The following is a 16,745-nucleotide window of genomic DNA, read 5'->3' as shown; positions in this document are numbered from 1 at the left end:
CAGTCAGCGGCGCCGGTTGGCCCGGGGGAGAGCCGGTAGCACCGGTGAATCCAGCCAGACGGAGAACAGCCCCCGTACGGCGTTCCCGTCCCCGCAGGCCTCGGCGGCCAACGAGATGAAGGCGTCCGTGGTCACCGAGCCGTGCCGGTACCGCCGGGTCCAGGTTCGCAGCAGCCCGAAGAACGTGTCGTCGCCCAGCAGTTGCCGCAGGACGTGCAGGGTGATCGCGCCGCGCTTGTAGAGCCGGTCGTCGAACATCAGGTCCGGCCCGGGATCCGACAACACCAGGTCCTGGTCGAGCCCCTTCAGCCGGTTGTAGGCCCTCGTCACCTGCTGCGACGCACTCAGGCCGCCCGACTCCTCCGACCACAACCACTCGGCGTAGCAGGCGAATCCCTCGTTCAGCCAGATGTGCCGCCAGCTCGCCGGGGTCAGGCTGTTGCCGAACCACTGGTGGGCGAGCTCGTGCGCGACCAGCCGCTCCGCGCCGCGCCGCCCGTCCACATGGTTGCTGCCGAACACCGAGATGCCCTGCGCCTCCAGCGGAATCTCCAGCGGGTCGTCCGTCACCACCACGGTGTAACTACCGAACGGGTACGGCCCGAACAACCTGGTGAACAGGTGCATCATGGCCTGCTGCCGCCCGAAGTCCGAGCGGAACTCCCGCACCAGTGCCGCCGGCAGCACCGCCCGCATGGTCACCGGCGACGACGCCAGCTCCAGTACGTCGTACCGGCCGATCTGGACGGTTGCCAGGTACGTCGCCATCGGGGCCGCCTGGTCGTACACCCAGCTGGTGCGGCTCGCCTTCGTCCGCCGGGATACGAGTCGCCCGTTCGCGACCACGTGGTACGGCGAGTCGGTGGTGATGGTGATCCGGTAGTGCGCCTTGTCGCCGGGGTGGTCGTTGCAGGGGAACCAGGTGGCCGCGCCGCTCGGCTGGCTCGCCACGATCACGCCTTCGGTCAGTTCCTCCCAGCCGAGCTCGCCCCACGGGCTGTCGATCGGTGCCGGGTTGCCGGAGTACTGCACGTCCACGACGAACTCGCCGCCGTCGACGATCGTACTGGTGGGCCAGACGTGCAGCTTGCCGCTGCGATGCGTGTACCGCGCGGCGCGACGCCCGTTGACGTAGACCTTCGTCACGCGGAGTCCGGCCAGGTCGAAGCTCAGCCGGGACAGCGCCTGGGTCGCGACGGCGGTGATGGTGGCCTTGCCGGTCAGCCGGTTGCTGTTGACCCGGTAGTCGAGGTCGAGCTCGTACGACTCGACGTGGTACCCGCCGTTGCCTCGCGCCAGAACATAAGAATCCCCGGCCGTGTCGTCACCGGGGCTCCCCCTGACCTCGGCAACCATCAACCGCGCCAGGGGGCGATCGGGTTCCCGGCCCAGCGCGATCCGGCCGGAACGCTCTCGCCGCGCATCACCAGGGAGACCGGGCCGATGGTGGCGCCCGCTCCGATCGAGGCCGCCGGCAGGATGATGCCGTGCGGCCCGAGGGTTGATCCTGGCCCGAAGGTGACGGTGCTCATGGAACAAACCCTGTCATGAAACAGGTGCGTCTGGAGCACGCATCCGCGATTCACCGAAGCACCGTCGCCGAGGGTGATCAGGTCCGCCTCGGGCAGCCAGTACGTCTCGCACCAGACGCCCTTGCCGATCTTCGCGCCGAGCGTGCGCAGCCACAGCGCCAGCACCGGCGTACCGGCGGCGGCGTTCGCGAACCAGGGTGCGGCGACCATCTCGACGAATGTGTCGACGACCTCGTTGCGCCAGATGAAGCTGCTCCACAGCGGGTAGTCGACAGCCTTGGTGCGGCCGACGATGACCCACTTGGCGACCGTGGCCATAGCGCCCGCAACGGCCCCGGCGGCCAGGATCACCGCGCCGGACAGCAGGAAGGTCCACCACGGGCCGAGCCAGAGATCGAGCGCCTGCAGGGTGAAGAGCACGCCCAGCGCGATCAGGACGGTGCACATCATCGGGAAGAACCGGCACAGCTCGACCGCGGCCCGGGCGAACTTCAACCGCAGGGGTGGGTTGAACGTCCTGCTCTGGTCGCCCTCGATCGCCTGGCGCCGCAGCTTCACCGGTGGGCTGCCGAGCCACGAGGTGCCCGCCTTCGACTTCTTCGGTGCCGCCGAGAGCACCGCGACCAGGCCGTTCTTCGGCACCGAGCGACCGGGCGCGGTCATCCCCGAGTTGCCGAGGAAGGCCCGTTTGCCGACCTTCGCGCCGGCCACGTGCAACCAGCCGCCACCCAGTTCGTACGACGCGATCATCGTGTCGTCGGCCAGGAACGCCCCTTCGCCGACGGTGGTCATCTTGGGCAGCAGCAGGACGGTGGAGGCCTCGACATCGCGACCGACCTTCGCCCCGAGCGCCCGCAGCCAGAACGGCGTCAGCAGGCTCGCGTAGAGCGGGAAGAGCAACGTGCGGGCGGAGTCGAGCAACCTCTCCGTGGCCCAGACCTGCCAGCCGATCCGGCTCCGCACCGGGTAGTGCCCGGGTTTGATCCCGATGCCCAGGAGCCTGACCCCGATCAAGGTCAGCAGCGCCAACGTCACGAACCCGACCAGCGTCATCAGCGGAACCGCCCACAACGCCTGCAGAGCAGCGTCCCCGAGCGACGAAGTCCCCCGCACGGCCTGCCACAGTACGACGATGGCGGCCGCGGCGGCTCCCAGCGGAAGGAGTGACATCAGCGCGGAGGCCGCGCCGTACGCGAGGACCCACAAAGGGGCCCGGGCGGGGCGTTCCTCGGGCCACGGGTGGCGCGCGCGACCGACGCGGGAGGCGGGTGATCCCGACCAGCGTTCGCTGGCGGGTACCTTGCCGGACACGGCCGAGCCGGCGGCGATCTCGGCGTTGCGGCCGATCTCCGCGCCGGGCAGCAGGGTGCTACGCGACCCGACGACGGCCTCGGCGCCGACGGTGACCGTACCGACGTGCAGGCGGTCCCCGTCGATCCAGTAGCCGGAGAGGTCGACCTCTGGCTCGATCGAGGCGCCGCGGCCCATCGTGAACAGGCCGGTGACGGGCGGGAGCGTGTGCAGGTCGACGCCGCGGCCGATCTTCGCGCCGAGTGCCCTTGCGTAGTAGGTGATCCAGGGGGCCCCCGCGAGGTTCGCGGCGCCGGCCGCGTCGGCGAGGTTCTCCGCCGCCCACAGGCGGACGTGGACGCTGCCGCCGCGCGGGTAGATGCCTGGTCTCAGCCCGCGCAACAGTAGTCGGGCACCGACGACGGCGATACCCATCCGGCCTGCGGGCGTGATGAGGATCAGCCAGCCGGCGAGGATCCACCACCACGACACTGTGCGCATCCACGGGTGCGGGCCGTCCGTGAGCGCCAGCAGGTTGTTCAGGGTGAAGAGCCAGACCAGCCACCGCACGCCGACCACGGTCTGCAGCACCAGGGTGAGTGCCGTCTGCAGGACCTGTGTTCCAGGAGGAGTCGGCTTGATCTCGCGGATCTCGACCGGCTCGACAGTGGAGCTGAAGGAGTCCAGGCGATCGGCCAGCGCTCCGAGCCGCGGGTAGTCGTAGATGTCGCCGACCGTGGCTTCCGGGTACCGCTCGCGCAGGGCGGAGACCAGTTGGGCCGCGGCGAGACTGCCGCCGCCGTGCAGGAAGAAGTCGTTGTCGGGCCCGGTGACCTGCGCGCCGAGGACCTTCGTCCACCGCGTCGCGAGCCAGCCCGCCGTTCCGTCGAGTTCCGCTGCCGGGCCGTCGGTCTCCATTCCCGGCAGCGGCCAGGGCAGAGCCGCACGATCCACCTTGCCGCTCGTCCTGGTCGGCAGGGTGTCGGTGACGGCGAGCAACGGGACCAGCGCGGCCGGGAGCGCCTCGCGCAACCGCTCGGTTGCCGCTTGCTGATCGAACGACTCGGGCTCGTCCGGTACGACGTACCCGACGAGAAGCTGATTCCCGGCCCCGCTGGTCCGGACGGCGGCGGCCGCGCCGGAGATGCCGGGGAGGGCTTGCAGGGCGGCGTCCACCTCGCCGAGCTCGATCCGGCGGCCGCCGAGCTTGATCTGCTCGTCGGCCCGGCCCATGAACACCAGGCCCTCCGCCTCGTTCCGGACCAGGTCGCCGCTTCGGTAGGCGCGGTCCCAGCCGAGCGACGGCATCGGGGCGAACTTCTCCGCGTCCTTGGCGGGGTCGAGATACCGGGCCAGACCGATACCGCCGATGATCAGCTCACCGGTGCCGCCCTCGGGCACTTCGTTGCCTGCGGCATCGACGACGGCCAGGTCCCAGCCGTCCAAGGGCAAACCGATCCGGACCGGGCCCACTCCGGTCAGCCGGGCGCCGCAGGCGACGACGGTCGCCTCGGTCGGGCCGTAGGTGTTCCAGACCTCGCGGCCGTCGACCGCCAGTCGCTCGGCGAGCTCGGGCGGGCAGGCCTCGCCGCCGAAGATCAGCAGCCGCACGTTGTCCAGCGCGTCCGCAGGCCAGAGCGCCGCGAGGGTCGGGACGGTCGACACGATGGTGATTCCCTGCGCCACCAGCCAGGGGCCGAGGTCCATTCCGCTGCGCACCAGCGACCGCGGCGCGGGCACCAGACAGGCGCCGTGCCGCCAGGCGAGCCACATCTCCTCGCAGGACGCGTCGAAGGCCACGGACAACCCGGCGAGCACCCGGTCCTCCGCGCCGATCGGTTCGGCCTGCAGGAACATCCGCGCCTCGGCGTCGACGAAGGCCGCCGCCGACCGGTGCGTGACCGCGACTCCCTTCGGTACGCCGGTCGATCCCGAGGTGAAGATGATCCAGGCGTCGTCGTCGGGACCCGGACCGTCGTCACCCCGATGACCTGTGCGCGACGGACCAGCGACCGCAGTACCGGCGACCGCAGTACCGGCGGGTGGTTCGGCGTCCATCCGGGCGGAGTAGGGGTAGTCGTAGTAGCCGTCGGAGGCTTCCTCCGGCTGGACCCGGGTGGAGGTGATCTCCAGGTCGTCGGTGACGATCGCCGCGACGGCGGCCTCGCCGAAGACGAGTTCGGCGCGCTCCTCGGGGTCGTCCGCGTCGACCGGGACGTAGGCGGCGCCCGCCTGCAGGCTGCCCAGGATCGCGACGTACAGATCGTTGTGACCGGAGGAGACCCGTACTCCGACGCGATCGCCCGGGCCGATCCCCAGCGCGGTCAGGCGGCCCGCGAACCTCGTCACCTGGTGGAGCAGTTCGCGGTAGCTGAGGCTGACGTGCGAGTCGTCGAGCGCAGGCTCGTCGGGATACGTCGCTGCCGTCGCCTGCAGGATTTCGACCAGCGTGCGCTCGGGTGGAGCGCTGTCCCCCCGTCGCAGTGTCACGGGGCGGATGATACGCCGCTTGGCCGTCCTGCTCCCGAATACGACGTCACCCGGACACCAACTGCGGATGTCCGGGTGACGGGTGCCTGAATTGAGGTCTGGACCAGCGGCCTACTTCACCAGGTTGGTCGGGGCGGCGAAGGTGTTGCAGGCCTTGGTCTCGCCGACGTTCAGGCCGTTCAGGATCCAGAAGCCCTGACTCGTGGCGAGGCCGTGGGTCCGCTCGTCCTCGGGCGTGTCCGGGCTCTCGCCGAAGCTGTTGCTGGCCTGGCGTTCGAACTCGGCCATCCGGTTGGTGAACGGGTAGGACTTCTCCACCGCCCGGCTGAAGACGCCGGCGAAGCAGGACGCCTGCAACTCGTTGCGCCGGGAGCTCTCGAGCTTCTCCTCCGGGTGGTCCTGCAGATAGACGGCCCGGGCGTAGAAGAGGTCGCTGACGCCCTGCACGTGATGGCCGTACTCGTGCGCGATCGTCATCAGGAAGGCCAGGTCCTGCTTCGAACCGAAGGCCTTGTTCATCTGCTTCACGTCGGTGTACATCACCGAGTTGCCGTAGCAGTAGAAGGCGAGCACCCGGCCGGACAGCGGAGCGAACCTGCCACAGGGAGTGACCACCGGCTGGTCGAAGACGACCAGACCCGGGTCCGGCTTGTCCGAGCCGAGCTTGGCGAAGGCCGGCCGCCAGGCGTCGTTCAAACACTTGAAGAGCTTCTGGTAGTACACCTTCTGCGCGGCCAGGCTGCCGTCGCCGAGCTTCTCGGCCGGGCAGTTCAGCTCGCCGAGGCCGCCGACCTGGTACACCGGAGCGTTCAGGAGGAAGTCCTCGGCGGTGCCCTTCTCCGGGTTCGTGGTCGCGGTCGGCACGACGGACGGGCCGTTCGTACTGGGCCGGCTGGCGGTGCCGGTCCCGCCGCCGGCCAGCATCACGCCGACCACGGACAGCGCGATCCCGACGAACGCGACGACGAAGAACCCCATCAGCACCAGGCGGATCGCGCTGGACTTGCGCCGCGGCGGCTGGAACCCGTTGAAGTGGTTGGGGCCGCCGCCGTAGTACGGCTGGGCCCATTGCCCCTGCCCTTGGTACTGGCCTTGTTGCCCGGGGTACTGACCCTGCTGGCCGGGGTACTGCTGCTGCGGCGGGTACTGCTGGCGAGGGGGTGCGTAGGTGCCCTGCTGCCACTGCGTCGCCTGCGGCGGAGGCAGTACGCCGGGCGGTGGCGCCGGCCGATCCTGGGGACGTCCGTCGTACCCGTACGGGTCGCTCACGTGTCGTTCCCCCTTCCGCTACTCGTCGGTCGTCTGGGTTCGCTGGACGAACCGGCACGAGACTACTCTCGACCCATGTCACTGAAGCGCCGCCTCTTGCCGGCCGCCCTGCTCGCGTCTCTGACAGTCCCTTTTGTTGCCTTCGGCACGTTGCCGGCGCAGGCCGCGGACGACCAGATCACGTCGTACGCCGCCGAGGCGACCCTGACGGGGGACGGGATCCTCAAGGTCAAGGAGACGGTGGATCTGACCGCCGGCGGTGACACCTTCCGCCGGACCCTGGCGACCCGGGTCCGCTCGGACGCGGAGGAGGACCGCACCTACGCGATCTCCAACGTCTCGGCCACGGTGAACGGTCAGCCGGCCGAGAACTTCGAGAACAAGGCGATCGACAACGGCCGCGAGCTCAGCCTGAAGGCGTCCGGCCAGGCCAAGATCGTCTACAGCTACGACGTGGACAACGTGGTCGCCGACTCGACCGAGGGTCGCGAGGTGAGCTGGCCGATCGTGCAGGGTTACAGCGCCTCGATCCCGAAGGCGGCCGTGACGGTGAACGTCCCGTTCGCGACCTGGGTGACCTGCTTCGCCGGCCGCGTCGGCTCGAGCATGCCGTGTACGACGTCGCAGCTGGCCGAGTCCGCCGCGCTGGAGATCGAGCAGAACGGCATCCCCGCCGGTGGCCGGCTGACCTTCCTGACCGGGCTGAGCGACCAGGCCACGGTCCAGCCGAACGCCGAGTTCAAGACCCGCTGGTCGCTGGGCCGCGCGTTCACCGTCGACTCGACCACCCTCGGGCTGAGCGTGCTACTTCTCGGCATCGGCATCCTGGCCGCGGCCGCGCTCTGGTACTTCCGCGGCCGTGATGCGGGCAAGACCGGGGAGGGCGCGCCTGAGCGCCCGGTGCTGGACGGCGCCGACGGGCCGCAGTTCGCCGCACCCGACGGCATCCGGCCGGGTCAGGTCGGCACCGTGGTGGACGAGACCGCCGACGTGGTGGACATCACCGCAACGCTGCTGGACCTTGCCGTGCGCAACTACCTCACCATCGTGGAGCTGCACCGGGAGAGCCACTTCGGCAAGCTGGACTGGGAGCTGCGGCGGCTGAACGCCGGCGGTCCCGAGCTGTTGCCGTACGAGAAGGCTCTGCTGGACGCGGTGTTCGCCGAGGCCGACACCGTCACCGTGTCCACCCTCGGCCACGCGCTGCGCCCGCGCCTCGGCCTGGTCCGCGAGCAGTTGTACGCCGATGTCGTCACGCAGGGGTGGTTCGCGAGCCGTCCGGACGCGGTGCGGAACCGCTGGACCACCGCAGGCCTGGTGCTGCTCGGTGCCGGTGCGCTGCTGACGATCGTGCTCGCCATCGTCACGAAGTTCGGCCTGGTCGGCTTCGCGGTGATGCTCGCGGGCGTGGCGTTGACGCTGGCCGGGCAGGTTGCTCCCGCGCGCACGGCCCGCGGGGCCGCAGTACTGGGGCGCGTGGCCGGGCTCCAGCGGTACCTGGCTGACGAGACGTCGGCGGATCTGCCGCAGAGCCACCGGTTGGAGTTCGCGTCGCGCTGCCTGCCGTACGCGGCTGTGCTCGGGTTGACGGAGAAGTGGGCGCTCGAGATCGCCGCGACGGATGACGACGACGACCCGGACGCCGGGATCGGCTGGTACTCCGGTCCGGAGAACTGGCACCTGTCGAACATCGGGGAGTCGCTGTCGAACTTCGTCGCCGCGTTCGGTGGCACGCTGTCGTCGGCCCGCCGGCTGTTCTGAACTACTGCTCTGAGCTACGGCGAAGTGCCGGGCAGCGACGAAGCCCGGGTCCCCTCGTGGTGGGGCCCGGGCTTCGTCGTGTTCGTGGTGGTGGTGCCGGTCAGTTGGAGCGCTCCGGTGCGGACCCGAAGGTGTTGCAGTAGTTCGGGCTCTTGGAGTTGACGCCGCGCACCGACCAGTAGTTGTGGTTCGCCTTGCTGCCCTGCGACCGGATCATCGGGCGGGAGAACTCGTCGCCGGTGTTGGCGATCAGGGCCTTCCAGGTGGTCAGCAGCGGGCCACGGAGCGGGAGGTACGGACCGGCGATCCCGAGGTAGGCCGAGCCCAGGCAGGACGCCTGCAGTTCACGCTTGCGGCTCTCGGCCAGCCTCTCCTCCGCGGTCGGCGCGTTCAGCTGCCGGGAGAGGGAAGCCGCGTAGATACCGCTCAGACGCTGCACGTGGTGCCCGTACTGGTGGGCGAACGTGTCGAGCATCCAGGCGCGACCCGAGACCGGGTTGCGCGCGTAGTAGTTCGCACCGAGCGTGAACGGCATGTAGATCGTCTCGTTCCTGTCGCAGTACGCGCCACGGGTGCCGCGCTCCGTGGCGCACGGGGTGGCGACTGTCCCGGCGTACACGACGAGCTTCGGTGCGCGGTACGGAAGGCCGGCCTTCTTCATGGCCAGCCACCAGGTGCGGTTCATGCAGGGCAGCAGAAGCGAGTAGTAGGCCTTCGCTCCGGCGTAGGTCGAAGGGACGGCCTTCGGCTCGACGCACCGCGTCGGGCTGAGCGCGCCGACGGTGTAGAGCTTGCTGGCGGTGACGATCTCGTCGGTCGTCGGCGGCTGGCGCTCGGTCGGCGAGGCGCTCGGGCTGTCCGAAGGTGTCTCCGACGGGGACGCGGACGCCGACGGCGGGTCGGCCGAGACGGGGACCTTGCCGTCGTCTCCACTGTCGCGGAGGGCGAACGTGACACCGGAGCCGACGACCAGGACCGCCAGTACGACAAGGCCGATCAGCAGGCCCTTCTGCGTCTGACGCGGCTTCCGGCGGCGCCCGGGTCCCGGCGGTTGCGGGATCGGGATCGGCGGGTACTGCCACGTCTGCGGCTGCGCCGGCTGTTGCTCCATCACATGGAAGCCACCACTCGCCGGCCCGCCGGCAGCCGGTCCCTGACCACCGGCGGCCGGACCGCCCTGCCCCCAGCCACTAGCGACCGGTCCACCAGCACCCGGTCCACCGGCATTCGGGCGGTGGCCGCCCGTAGTCGAAGCCGGTCCAGTCGCGCCCGGGCCGCCTGCTGTCGGCCCGCCCGCTGCTGGTCCGCTTCCGGCGGGCCCTGTCGGCCATCCGCGCCCTGAGGCCGGGCCGGAATGCCGGGGTCCCTGGCGGCCCTGACCGGCGGAGTCAGAGGCGTCTGGCTGACCGTAGGGCGGCAGGTTCCACGAGAGGCTGCCGGGACGCCTGGGAGCCGGGGGTCGCCCGGACGGCGGTGGCGCCTGGTGCGGCGGGACTTGGCGCGGCGGGACCTGCTGCGGCGGGACCTGGGTGGGGTCGCCGGGTGGGCCGGGTTGCAGGAACTCCTGCGGCTTCTCGGTGGACTCGGTCCACCAGAGGGGCGACTGGCCATCCCCCGGCGGGGTCTCCGGCGCGGGCCGGTCGGTGGGCTGTTCGCCCTCCGGCTCCGGCTCGTGCGGGTTCCGCCCAGGGGGTGGAGTCCAGTTGTCCGACATCGATACTCCTCACGAGACCTTGCTGGCCGAAGCCGTGAACGTGTTGCAGCTGGTGCTGTCGAGCGTGTTGAAGCCGCGCGCGGCCCAGTACTGGTGACTGGTCCTCGCGCCGTGGTCCCGCGGTCCGCCGCGGTTGTTCTCGTCGCCGGTCTGCGCCTCGACGAACCGGCGATAGATCGTCAGGTCGAGACCGGTGATGCCGTACGAGGTCTTGTTGGCGCCCATGAAGGTGGCGCCCAGGCAGGACGCCTGCAGCTCGAGCCGGCGGCTCACCTCGAGTCGCGCCTCGCGGTCCGGCGCGTCGTACTCGAGCTGCCGGGCGGCTGGGAGGATGCCGGTGAGCTGCTGCAGGTGGTGGCCGAACTCATGGCCGGCCGTGTAGGTGGCCCACATCCGGGAGAAGGACCGGTTCGCGCCGTCGATCGAGCGGTTCCACAGCTTGATGTCGTCCTGGTACTTCAGATAGAGCGTCTGGGTCGCGCCGCAGTAGAAGGAGACCGAGGAGCCGCCCGCGCAGGGCGACTGGACCGAGCCCGCCCAGAAGACCACCCGCGGCGCCACGAAGGTGTCGTTGGCCGCTTGGATCTGCGGGGTCCAGGCCTTGTCGAGGCAGCCGACCAGGTTCGCGTAGTACGCCTCGACCTTGGCGCGGGTGTTCAACGCGACCTGCCGCTCGCTGCAGCCGACCGAGCGCTGGACGCCGGTGCTGTAGAAGGCGTTGGTCGTGACGGATTTCGCGCTGTCCTGCGAGGAGGGGGTCGCCGGCGGGGTTCCGGGACGGTCGTCCGGGGCCCCGGTCGAGGTGGTCTGGCCGGCGCCCGGCTGAGGTGCCACTGTCGGCGAGTCGCCGCCACGGAGGGCCAAGGCGGCGATCACGACCACCACCGCCACGCCGCCGAGCACCAGGAGGCCGACCAGCAGCCCGCTGAAATGTTCGCGCGGTGACGGGCCGCCGTGCTGGAAGTGGTGCTCGCCGCCGAAGCCCGGGCCCCAGCCGACGCGGGGCTGCGCGGGACCGCCGCCTGGCGCGCCGGGCGGGGGGCGGTGACCGTAAAGCGGTATCGAGCCGTCGGGCAGTGGCCCCGGCGGCTGATGCGGCCCTGGTGGCTCGCTCCATTCCTCGTTCGACACGGTCGTTCCTCATCCCCCCGGGACACACAAGGCGTGATCCGGGGGACCAGGCTAACCACCGGGACCGCTCTGCGTCTGCACATCGGTGCGGCGGACGTCTAGCTCACCCTCGCCGCTGAAGCGGTGAAGGTGTTGCAGGAGGCTGGACTGCGGCTGGTGTAGCCCTTCTGGGCCCAGTACTTGTGGTTGCTCTTGCTCCCGTGGTCACGCTGCGGGTCGATGGTGGCCCCGATCAGCCACTGCCACTGCCGCAGCGACTCGCCACTGAGCGGGTAGCTGCGCTTGTTGGCGCCGATGAAGATGTCGCTGAAGCAGGAGGCCTGCAGCTCGAGCCGGCGGCTGCCCTGCAGCTCCAGTGCCTTGCTGGGTGCCTCGTACCGCAGCCGGCTGCTCGCCTGGAAGATGCCGGTCAGGTTCTGCACGTGGTGCCCGTACTCGTGCGCGAACTGGTGCAGCATCCACATCCGGGCCCAGACGCGCTGGTAGTTCTCCGGGTGGCGGTTGTAGTTGCCGATGTCCTCGGTGAGGTTCATGTAGATGGTCTCGTTGCCGCTGCAGTAGAACGGCGGACCGCTGTCGCTCCAGACGCCGCACGGCGTGCTCACGTTGCCGGAGAACACCATCACCGTCGGCGGCCTGAAGGTGCCCCCCGCCTTCCGCACCAGCGCCGGCCAAGCTCGGTTCAGGCAGTTGCGCAGGTTGAGGTAGTTGGTCCTCGCCCCGGCGACGGTCGACGGCCTGGCCTTGGACTCCTTGCAGTTGACCGACGGCATCGTGCCGGCCTTGTACAGCCGGTTGATGCTGACCAGCTGAAGGTTCGTCGGGCCGGGCTTGGGCTTCGGCGCCGAGGTCGTCCGCGGCGCGGTCGGCTTGACCGGCGGCTGGGTGGTCCTCGTCGGCTGAGCGACCGGCGGCGCCTTGGTCGCGGAGGTGGGCGGAGCCGCGGTCGGTGTCTCGGACGGCCCGCTCGTCGGGTTGTAGGTCGTCGTCGGGTACGGCTCACTCGTGTACGAGGGGTCGCCTTTCAGCAGGTTGACCCCGGCAACCAACCCGACTACTCCGAGCACGGCGATGCCGAGGACCAGGAGGACAACCTTGGCCGAGCTCTTCGTCTTCGGCGGCCGCTGCGGTCCACCCGGCTGAGGAGCGCCCCAGCCGAGCCCCTGCGGCATCCCGCCGTACTGACTGCCGCCGTAAAGAGGAACGCCGCTCTGTGGTCCGCCGTACTGCGGGGACCCACCGTACTGCGGGGACCCGCCGTACTGGGGTGCGCCGCCGTACTGCGGAGCGCCGTACTGCGGGGCGCCGTACTGCGGGGCGCCGTGCTGCGGGGCGCCGTACTGCGGGGCGCCGTGCTGGGGGTTGCCGCTTTGGCCGGGCGGCGGGCCGTAGTACTGGCCCTGGGAGGGCGGGTGGTTCCCGGGCGGCGGCACCTGCCCTTGTTGCGGGGGCTGCTGCGGGTACTGCCCGGGGGCTCCCCACTGGTTGTCGGACACGCGCTCTCTCCAGTGCCCCGCCAGCGGACCGAGTACTCGACCTGGGGCGCGGCCGTGCGGAGCCGACGCTATCCGAGCCCCGGTTCAGCCGTCAGCTCACCTGCGAGCCGGGTGCCGCGAAGGTGTTGCAGACGGCTGGGTTGCGCCCGTTGAAGCCGCGCCGGCCCCAGTACCCGTGGCTCTTCTTGCTGCCGTGGTCCCTGGGGAGATAGGAGACGTCGCCGCTGTTGTTCACGACGTACAGCCACTGGTTGTAGAGCAGACCGGTGAGGCCGTAGCTGCGGCGGTTGGTGCCGAGGAACACGTTGCCCAGGCAGGACGCCTGCAGCTCCATCCGCCGGTTCAGTTCGAGCGCCCTGGCGGCGGTGGCGTCGTACCGGACCTGGTAGTACGCCGGGAGGATCCCGGTCACCTGCTGCATGGCGTGCGCGTACTCGTGGGCCACCGTGTGCGAAGCGAGAGCCCGGGCGAACGAGCGGTTCTGCTTGTAGTAGCTGACGTCGTCGGAGACGTCCATGTAGACGGTGTGGTTCGAGGAGCAGTAGAAGGACAAACTGCGGTCGGAGTTGCCGCACGGGGAGTTCGCGGAACCCACCCAGGCGACCAGTCCCGGCGCCCGGAACGTGTAGCCGGCGGCTTGCACCTGTCGCGGCCAAGCCCGGTCGAGGCAGGCCTTGATCTGGCGGTAGTAGGCGGTGGCCTTCGAGGCCGAGCTCAGGCCGACCTTCGACTCCTTGCAGCTCACCGCGCGCTGCGCACCGGTCCGGTACAGGGCGTTGGCCGTGACGATCTGCGACGCGGTGGGCGGCGGCTTGGGCTTCGTCGTGGGCTTCGGCTTCGTCGTCACGGGAGCACTGGGCGGTCTGGTGGTCGCCGGCGGCCGGGTGGGCTGCGCCTTCGTCGGCTGAACGGTGGGAGGACCGACCGGGGGAGTCACGGTCGGCTCGCTGTTGTCTTCGAGCAGGTTCGAGGCCACCGCGATGCCGAGTACACCGAGAACGGCCAGTCCGCCTAGTACGCCGAGCACCAGCAGCACCGGGCTGCGCTTCTTCTTCGGCTGCGGCGGCAGTTGCCCCCAGCCCAGCGGCTGCCGGTACTGCGGCTGCCAGGCTGGCTGGTACGGCGGCTGCTGGTACTGCGGTTGGTACGGCGGCTGTTGGTACTGCGGTTGAGGTTGCTGCAGCGCCTGGGATTGATAGGGAGCCGGGGGCTGTTGGTACTGCGCCTGCTGCTGAGGGGGCTGTTGGTACTGGGGCTGAGACGGCTGGTGCGGGGGCTGCGGCGGCTGGTTGCCCTGGGGAGAACCCCACTGCTGGTCCGACAACTGCGCTCCTCACCGGGTCGAGCCGGTGCCCCGACGCCCCGGCCCGGGCCAGCCTACGCAGCCGCCGGGTTATCGCCGGGTCCACTCGCGGGTCGTTGCGCTGGGCATGGGTCACGGTATGGTGCCCCCTGTCGACGGCTCGTTCCGGCCGCCGGTGACTCGGTACGACCTGCCCCGGCCGCCCGGCTGTCGGGCAGGGGCCCGCTGGGCCGATTCCATCCTGACCCTCTCGATACGGTGTGATTGGGCGATGCGTCTACGTCTGCTCGGGGTATCCCTGTGTGCCCTCGGTTTCCTGACCCTGACCGGCGTCCCGGCGGGTGCGTCCGGCACCGCCGGCAGCGCGGACCCGGTGGTCACCAGCTACGACACCGAGATCCGGGTCGAACGCGACGGGCTCCTGAAGGTGTCCGAATCGTGGAAGCTGAGCAACGTGTCCGGGACGTTCACCCGGTTCGTCGTCACCCGCGAACACCTGCCCGACGACGTCGACCACGTTCAGGAGATCGAGGACCTACAGGTCAAGGCGGCCGGCCAGGACAAGAAGTCCGAGCTGAACACCAACGGTGACATCAGCTCGATGGCGGTCGCGGACATCTCCGGCGACACCCAGCTCGACTTCACCTACACCGTCCGCGGCGCGGTCGCCGAGACGCTGAACGGCACCGAGGTCCGGTTCGCCCCGCTGACCGGGATGAACCTGACCGTGCAGGACGCGAACATCACCTACAGCACGCCCGAGGTCACCCACGTGTCGTGCTTCGCGGGCGCGATCGACAGCAACACCCCGTGCACCCTCGCGCAGATCGGCGAGACCGCCGGCCCGACCTTCCGCCAGCAGGGCCTGCCGCCGGGCAACACCATGCAGATGACGGTCGGCTTCCCGAAGGGCGAGATCGCCGCGAACTCGATCGTCGAGTACCGCAAGACCTTCAAGCGCGCCTTCTCGACCGACACCGCGCAGCTCGTCACCGCGCTGGCGGTGCTGCTGCTCGGCGCCCTCGCGCTGCTCGCCCTGTACCGCCTGCGCGGACGCGACCAGGTCGACCCGCGTCGCGTCGTACCGGCGTCGCTGTTCAGCCTCGGCCAGGACACCCGGATCGACTTCACCCCGCCGGCCGATCTGCGGCCCGGTGAGGTGGGCACCCTGATCGACGAGCGGATCGACCCGGTCGACGTGACCGCGACGATCATCGACCTCGCGGTCCGCGGCCACCTGACCATCACCGAGCTGGAGCACGAGACCGAGTACTCGCGCCCCGACTGGGAGCTCCGCCGGGTGGCGAACGCGCCGTCCGAGGAACTGCAGCGGTACGAGAACGTCCTCGTCCGCGCCATCTTCGGCGACTCCGACTCGGTCCTCGTCTCCGAGCTCGGCCGCCAGGTCCGCGCCAGCCTCGGCCAGGTCCAGGACGCCCTGTACGACGGGGTTGTCAAGCGCGGCTGGTTCACCGAGCGCCCGGACCGCACCCGCTCCCTGTGGGCCACCATCGGCATCGGCGTCACGGTGCTCGGCGCCATCCTCACCATCGTCCTGGCCCTCGTCTCCAGCTGGGGACTCCTCGGCCTCGCGATCACCGCGGTGGGTGTCGGCCTGCTGCTGGTCGGCCGCCACATGCCCGCCAAGGCCCCGGCCGCGGGCCGCGTCCTCGGCCAGGTCGCCGCCATCCGCGGCGAGCTGCTCGAGATGGACGTCAGCGAGCTCCCGACCGACCAGCACGCCGAGCTCTGCTCTCGAGCCCTCCCGTACGCCGTGGTCCTGGGTGGCTCCGAGCGCTGGATCGACGCCCTGGTAGCCACCGACGACGACCAGGACGAAGACGAGGGCTTCCACTGGTACCGAGGCCCCCGAGGCTGGCACCTCCAATACCTCCCCGACTCCCTCCGCAACCTGACCACCAACCTCACCGGCGCCCTCTTCACCCGCTGATCACGAGGTCTCTTCCAGGCGGGCGCGGTCGTGGTCGGGTTCCTCGACCCACTCGAGGAGGTCGCCGGGCTGGCAGTTGAGCACGCGGCACATGGCTTCCAGGGTGCTGAAGCGGACGGCCTTGGCCCGGCCGTTCTTCAGGACCGCGACGTTCGCCGGCGTGAGCCCGACCAGTTCGGCGAACTCGCCCACGCCCATCTTGCGCTTGGCGAGTTCGACGTCGATGCGGACCACGATGGGCATCAGATGACCGCTTCCATGTCGGTGCGCAAAGTCGTGGCCTGCCGCAACAATGCCCGCATCACCACCACCAGCAGCAGCACCACTCCGCCGACCAGCCCCATCACGAACAGGAGCAGCGGCGCACCGGGATCGTCCGCTCGCGACGCGAAGTACAGGGAGACACCGCCGTAGAGCACCCACCCGGTGGCCATCGCCACCACGATCGAGTCGACCCACTTGAACGCGTCCTCGCTGAAGATCCGGTCGACCTTGACCAGGGTGAGCAACCTCCACGTACAAACGATCACGACCTGGACGCACAACAACTCCACGATCGCGAAGGCCGTCAACGGCCAGCGCAGGTAGGCGTTCTCAGGATCCTGCTCAGCCATGTGCGCGAACTGCCCCGGAAACGACAAGGTCTGCAACAGAACCAGCACGGCGAACAGCAGCACGAGAAGAACTCTGAGGGGAACAACGACCCGCTCCAACATCCGCATGCATCGACTATCACTGACTACCTATCGCTAGTCAATCGATCCTTCGGTGACTGCAGTGGGCTTACCGCGAAGGCACACTCCGAAGC

The 16,745-nt window shown here is 69.9% G+C and carries 12 protein-coding genes; 3 read left to right on the top strand and 9 right to left on the bottom strand.

Annotated elements, in window-relative coordinates; translation table 11 throughout:
* Positions 1 to 3 precede the first annotated feature (3 nt).
* From EV648_RS17040 to EV648_RS17030, 3 genes are all read right to left on the bottom strand, one after another.
* Positions 4 to 1,356, bottom strand: coding sequence for a M1 family metallopeptidase (locus EV648_RS17040; protein ID WP_132291846.1), 1,353 nt, complete (start codon positions 1,354 to 1,356; stop codon positions 4 to 6).
* Entirely contained in the window at positions 1,356 to 5,312 is a 3,957-nt protein-coding gene (locus EV648_RS17035) for a Pls/PosA family non-ribosomal peptide synthetase (protein WP_132291843.1), read from the bottom strand. The genes EV648_RS17040 and EV648_RS17035 overlap by 1 nt, the downstream gene beginning before the upstream one ends.
* A 111-nt stretch (positions 5,313 to 5,423) precedes the next feature.
* Positions 5,424 to 6,581 (bottom strand): neutral zinc metallopeptidase, encoded by a 1,158-nt coding sequence (locus tag EV648_RS17030; protein ID WP_132291840.1) that lies wholly within the window; start codon positions 6,579 to 6,581, stop codon positions 5,424 to 5,426.
* 75 nt (positions 6,582 to 6,656) lie between these two features.
* On the opposite strand from EV648_RS17030, the gene EV648_RS17025 reads away from it, so the two are divergent.
* Positions 6,657 to 8,342 (top strand): DUF2207 domain-containing protein, encoded by a 1,686-nt coding sequence (locus EV648_RS17025; protein WP_132291837.1) that lies wholly within the window; start codon positions 6,657 to 6,659, stop codon positions 8,340 to 8,342.
* Between the two features lie 100 nt (positions 8,343 to 8,442).
* Here EV648_RS17025 and EV648_RS42615 read toward each other — a convergent pair whose 3' ends face one another.
* The 3 genes from EV648_RS42615 to EV648_RS45230 all read right to left on the bottom strand — a co-directional run bounded on the left by EV648_RS42615 (position 8,443) and on the right by EV648_RS45230 (position 11,960).
* On the bottom strand, positions 8,443 to 9,453 hold the full coding sequence (locus EV648_RS42615; protein WP_158294005.1) for a neutral zinc metallopeptidase: 1,011 nt from the start codon (positions 9,451 to 9,453) through the stop codon (positions 8,443 to 8,445).
* 612 nt (positions 9,454 to 10,065) lie between these two features.
* On the bottom strand, positions 10,066 to 11,187 hold the full coding sequence (locus EV648_RS17015) for a neutral zinc metallopeptidase (RefSeq protein ID WP_132291831.1): 1,122 nt from the start codon (positions 11,185 to 11,187) through the stop codon (positions 10,066 to 10,068).
* A gap of 98 nt (positions 11,188 to 11,285) precedes the next feature.
* Entirely contained in the window at positions 11,286 to 11,960 is a 675-nt protein-coding gene (locus tag EV648_RS45230) for a neutral zinc metallopeptidase (protein ID WP_370452726.1), read from the bottom strand.
* Between the two features lie 36 nt (positions 11,961 to 11,996).
* On the opposite strand from EV648_RS45230, the gene EV648_RS45225 reads away from it, so the two are divergent.
* Complete coding sequence (locus EV648_RS45225; RefSeq protein ID WP_370452724.1) at positions 11,997 to 12,836, top strand: pentapeptide repeat-containing protein; 840 nt, start codon at positions 11,997 to 11,999, stop codon at positions 12,834 to 12,836.
* Here EV648_RS45225 and EV648_RS17000 read toward each other — a convergent pair.
* Positions 12,775 to 14,007, bottom strand: a complete 1,233-nt coding sequence (locus EV648_RS17000; RefSeq protein ID WP_132291828.1) for a neutral zinc metallopeptidase — start codon at positions 14,005 to 14,007, stop codon at positions 12,775 to 12,777. The genes EV648_RS45225 and EV648_RS17000 overlap by 62 nt on opposite strands.
* 250 nt (positions 14,008 to 14,257) lie before the next feature.
* Between EV648_RS17000 and EV648_RS16995 the strand changes: the two genes are divergently transcribed.
* Complete coding sequence (locus EV648_RS16995; protein ID WP_132291825.1) at positions 14,258 to 15,937, top strand: DUF2207 domain-containing protein; 1,680 nt, start codon at positions 14,258 to 14,260, stop codon at positions 15,935 to 15,937.
* Here EV648_RS16995 and EV648_RS16990 read toward each other — a convergent pair whose 3' ends face one another.
* Entirely contained in the window at positions 15,938 to 16,180 is a 243-nt protein-coding gene (locus EV648_RS16990) for a helix-turn-helix transcriptional regulator (RefSeq protein WP_132291822.1), read from the bottom strand. It abuts the gene before it with no gap.
* Positions 16,180 to 16,659, bottom strand: coding sequence for a DUF2975 domain-containing protein (locus EV648_RS16985; protein WP_132291819.1), 480 nt, complete (start codon positions 16,657 to 16,659; stop codon positions 16,180 to 16,182). The genes EV648_RS16990 and EV648_RS16985 overlap by 1 nt, the downstream gene beginning before the upstream one ends.
* Between the last annotated feature and the right edge of the window lie 86 nt (positions 16,660 to 16,745).

It is taken from the genome of Kribbella sp. VKM Ac-2568, from assembly GCF_004345365.1.
Taxonomy (GTDB): domain Bacteria; phylum Actinomycetota; class Actinomycetes; order Propionibacteriales; family Kribbellaceae; genus Kribbella; species Kribbella orskensis.
The sequence above is the reverse complement of the archived record's forward strand: the minus strand, read 5'-3'. Positions and strand labels throughout refer to the sequence as shown.

Excerpts from the sequence above, each read along its gene's own strand:
- EV648_RS17040 (WP_132291846.1), bottom strand. The coding sequence starts at position 1,356 with ATGGTTGCCGAGGTCAGGGGGAGCCCCGGTGACGACACGGCCGGGGAT.
- EV648_RS17025 (WP_132291837.1), top strand. The coding sequence starts at position 6,657 with ATGTCACTGAAGCGCCGCCTCTTGCCGGCCGCCCTGCTCGCGTCTCTG.
- EV648_RS42615 (WP_158294005.1), bottom strand. The coding sequence starts at position 9,453 with ATGGAGCAACAGCCGGCGCAGCCGCAGACGTGGCAGTACCCGCCGATC.
- EV648_RS45230 (WP_370452726.1), bottom strand. The coding sequence starts at position 11,960 with ATGCCGTCGGTCAACTGCAAGGAGTCCAAGGCCAGGCCGTCGACCGTC.
- EV648_RS16995 (WP_132291825.1), top strand. The coding sequence starts at position 14,258 with ATGCGTCTACGTCTGCTCGGGGTATCCCTGTGTGCCCTCGGTTTCCTG.
- EV648_RS16990 (WP_132291822.1), bottom strand. The coding sequence starts at position 16,180 with ATGCCCATCGTGGTCCGCATCGACGTCGAACTCGCCAAGCGCAAGATG.
- EV648_RS16985 (WP_132291819.1), bottom strand. The coding sequence starts at position 16,659 with ATGCGGATGTTGGAGCGGGTCGTTGTTCCCCTCAGAGTTCTTCTCGTG.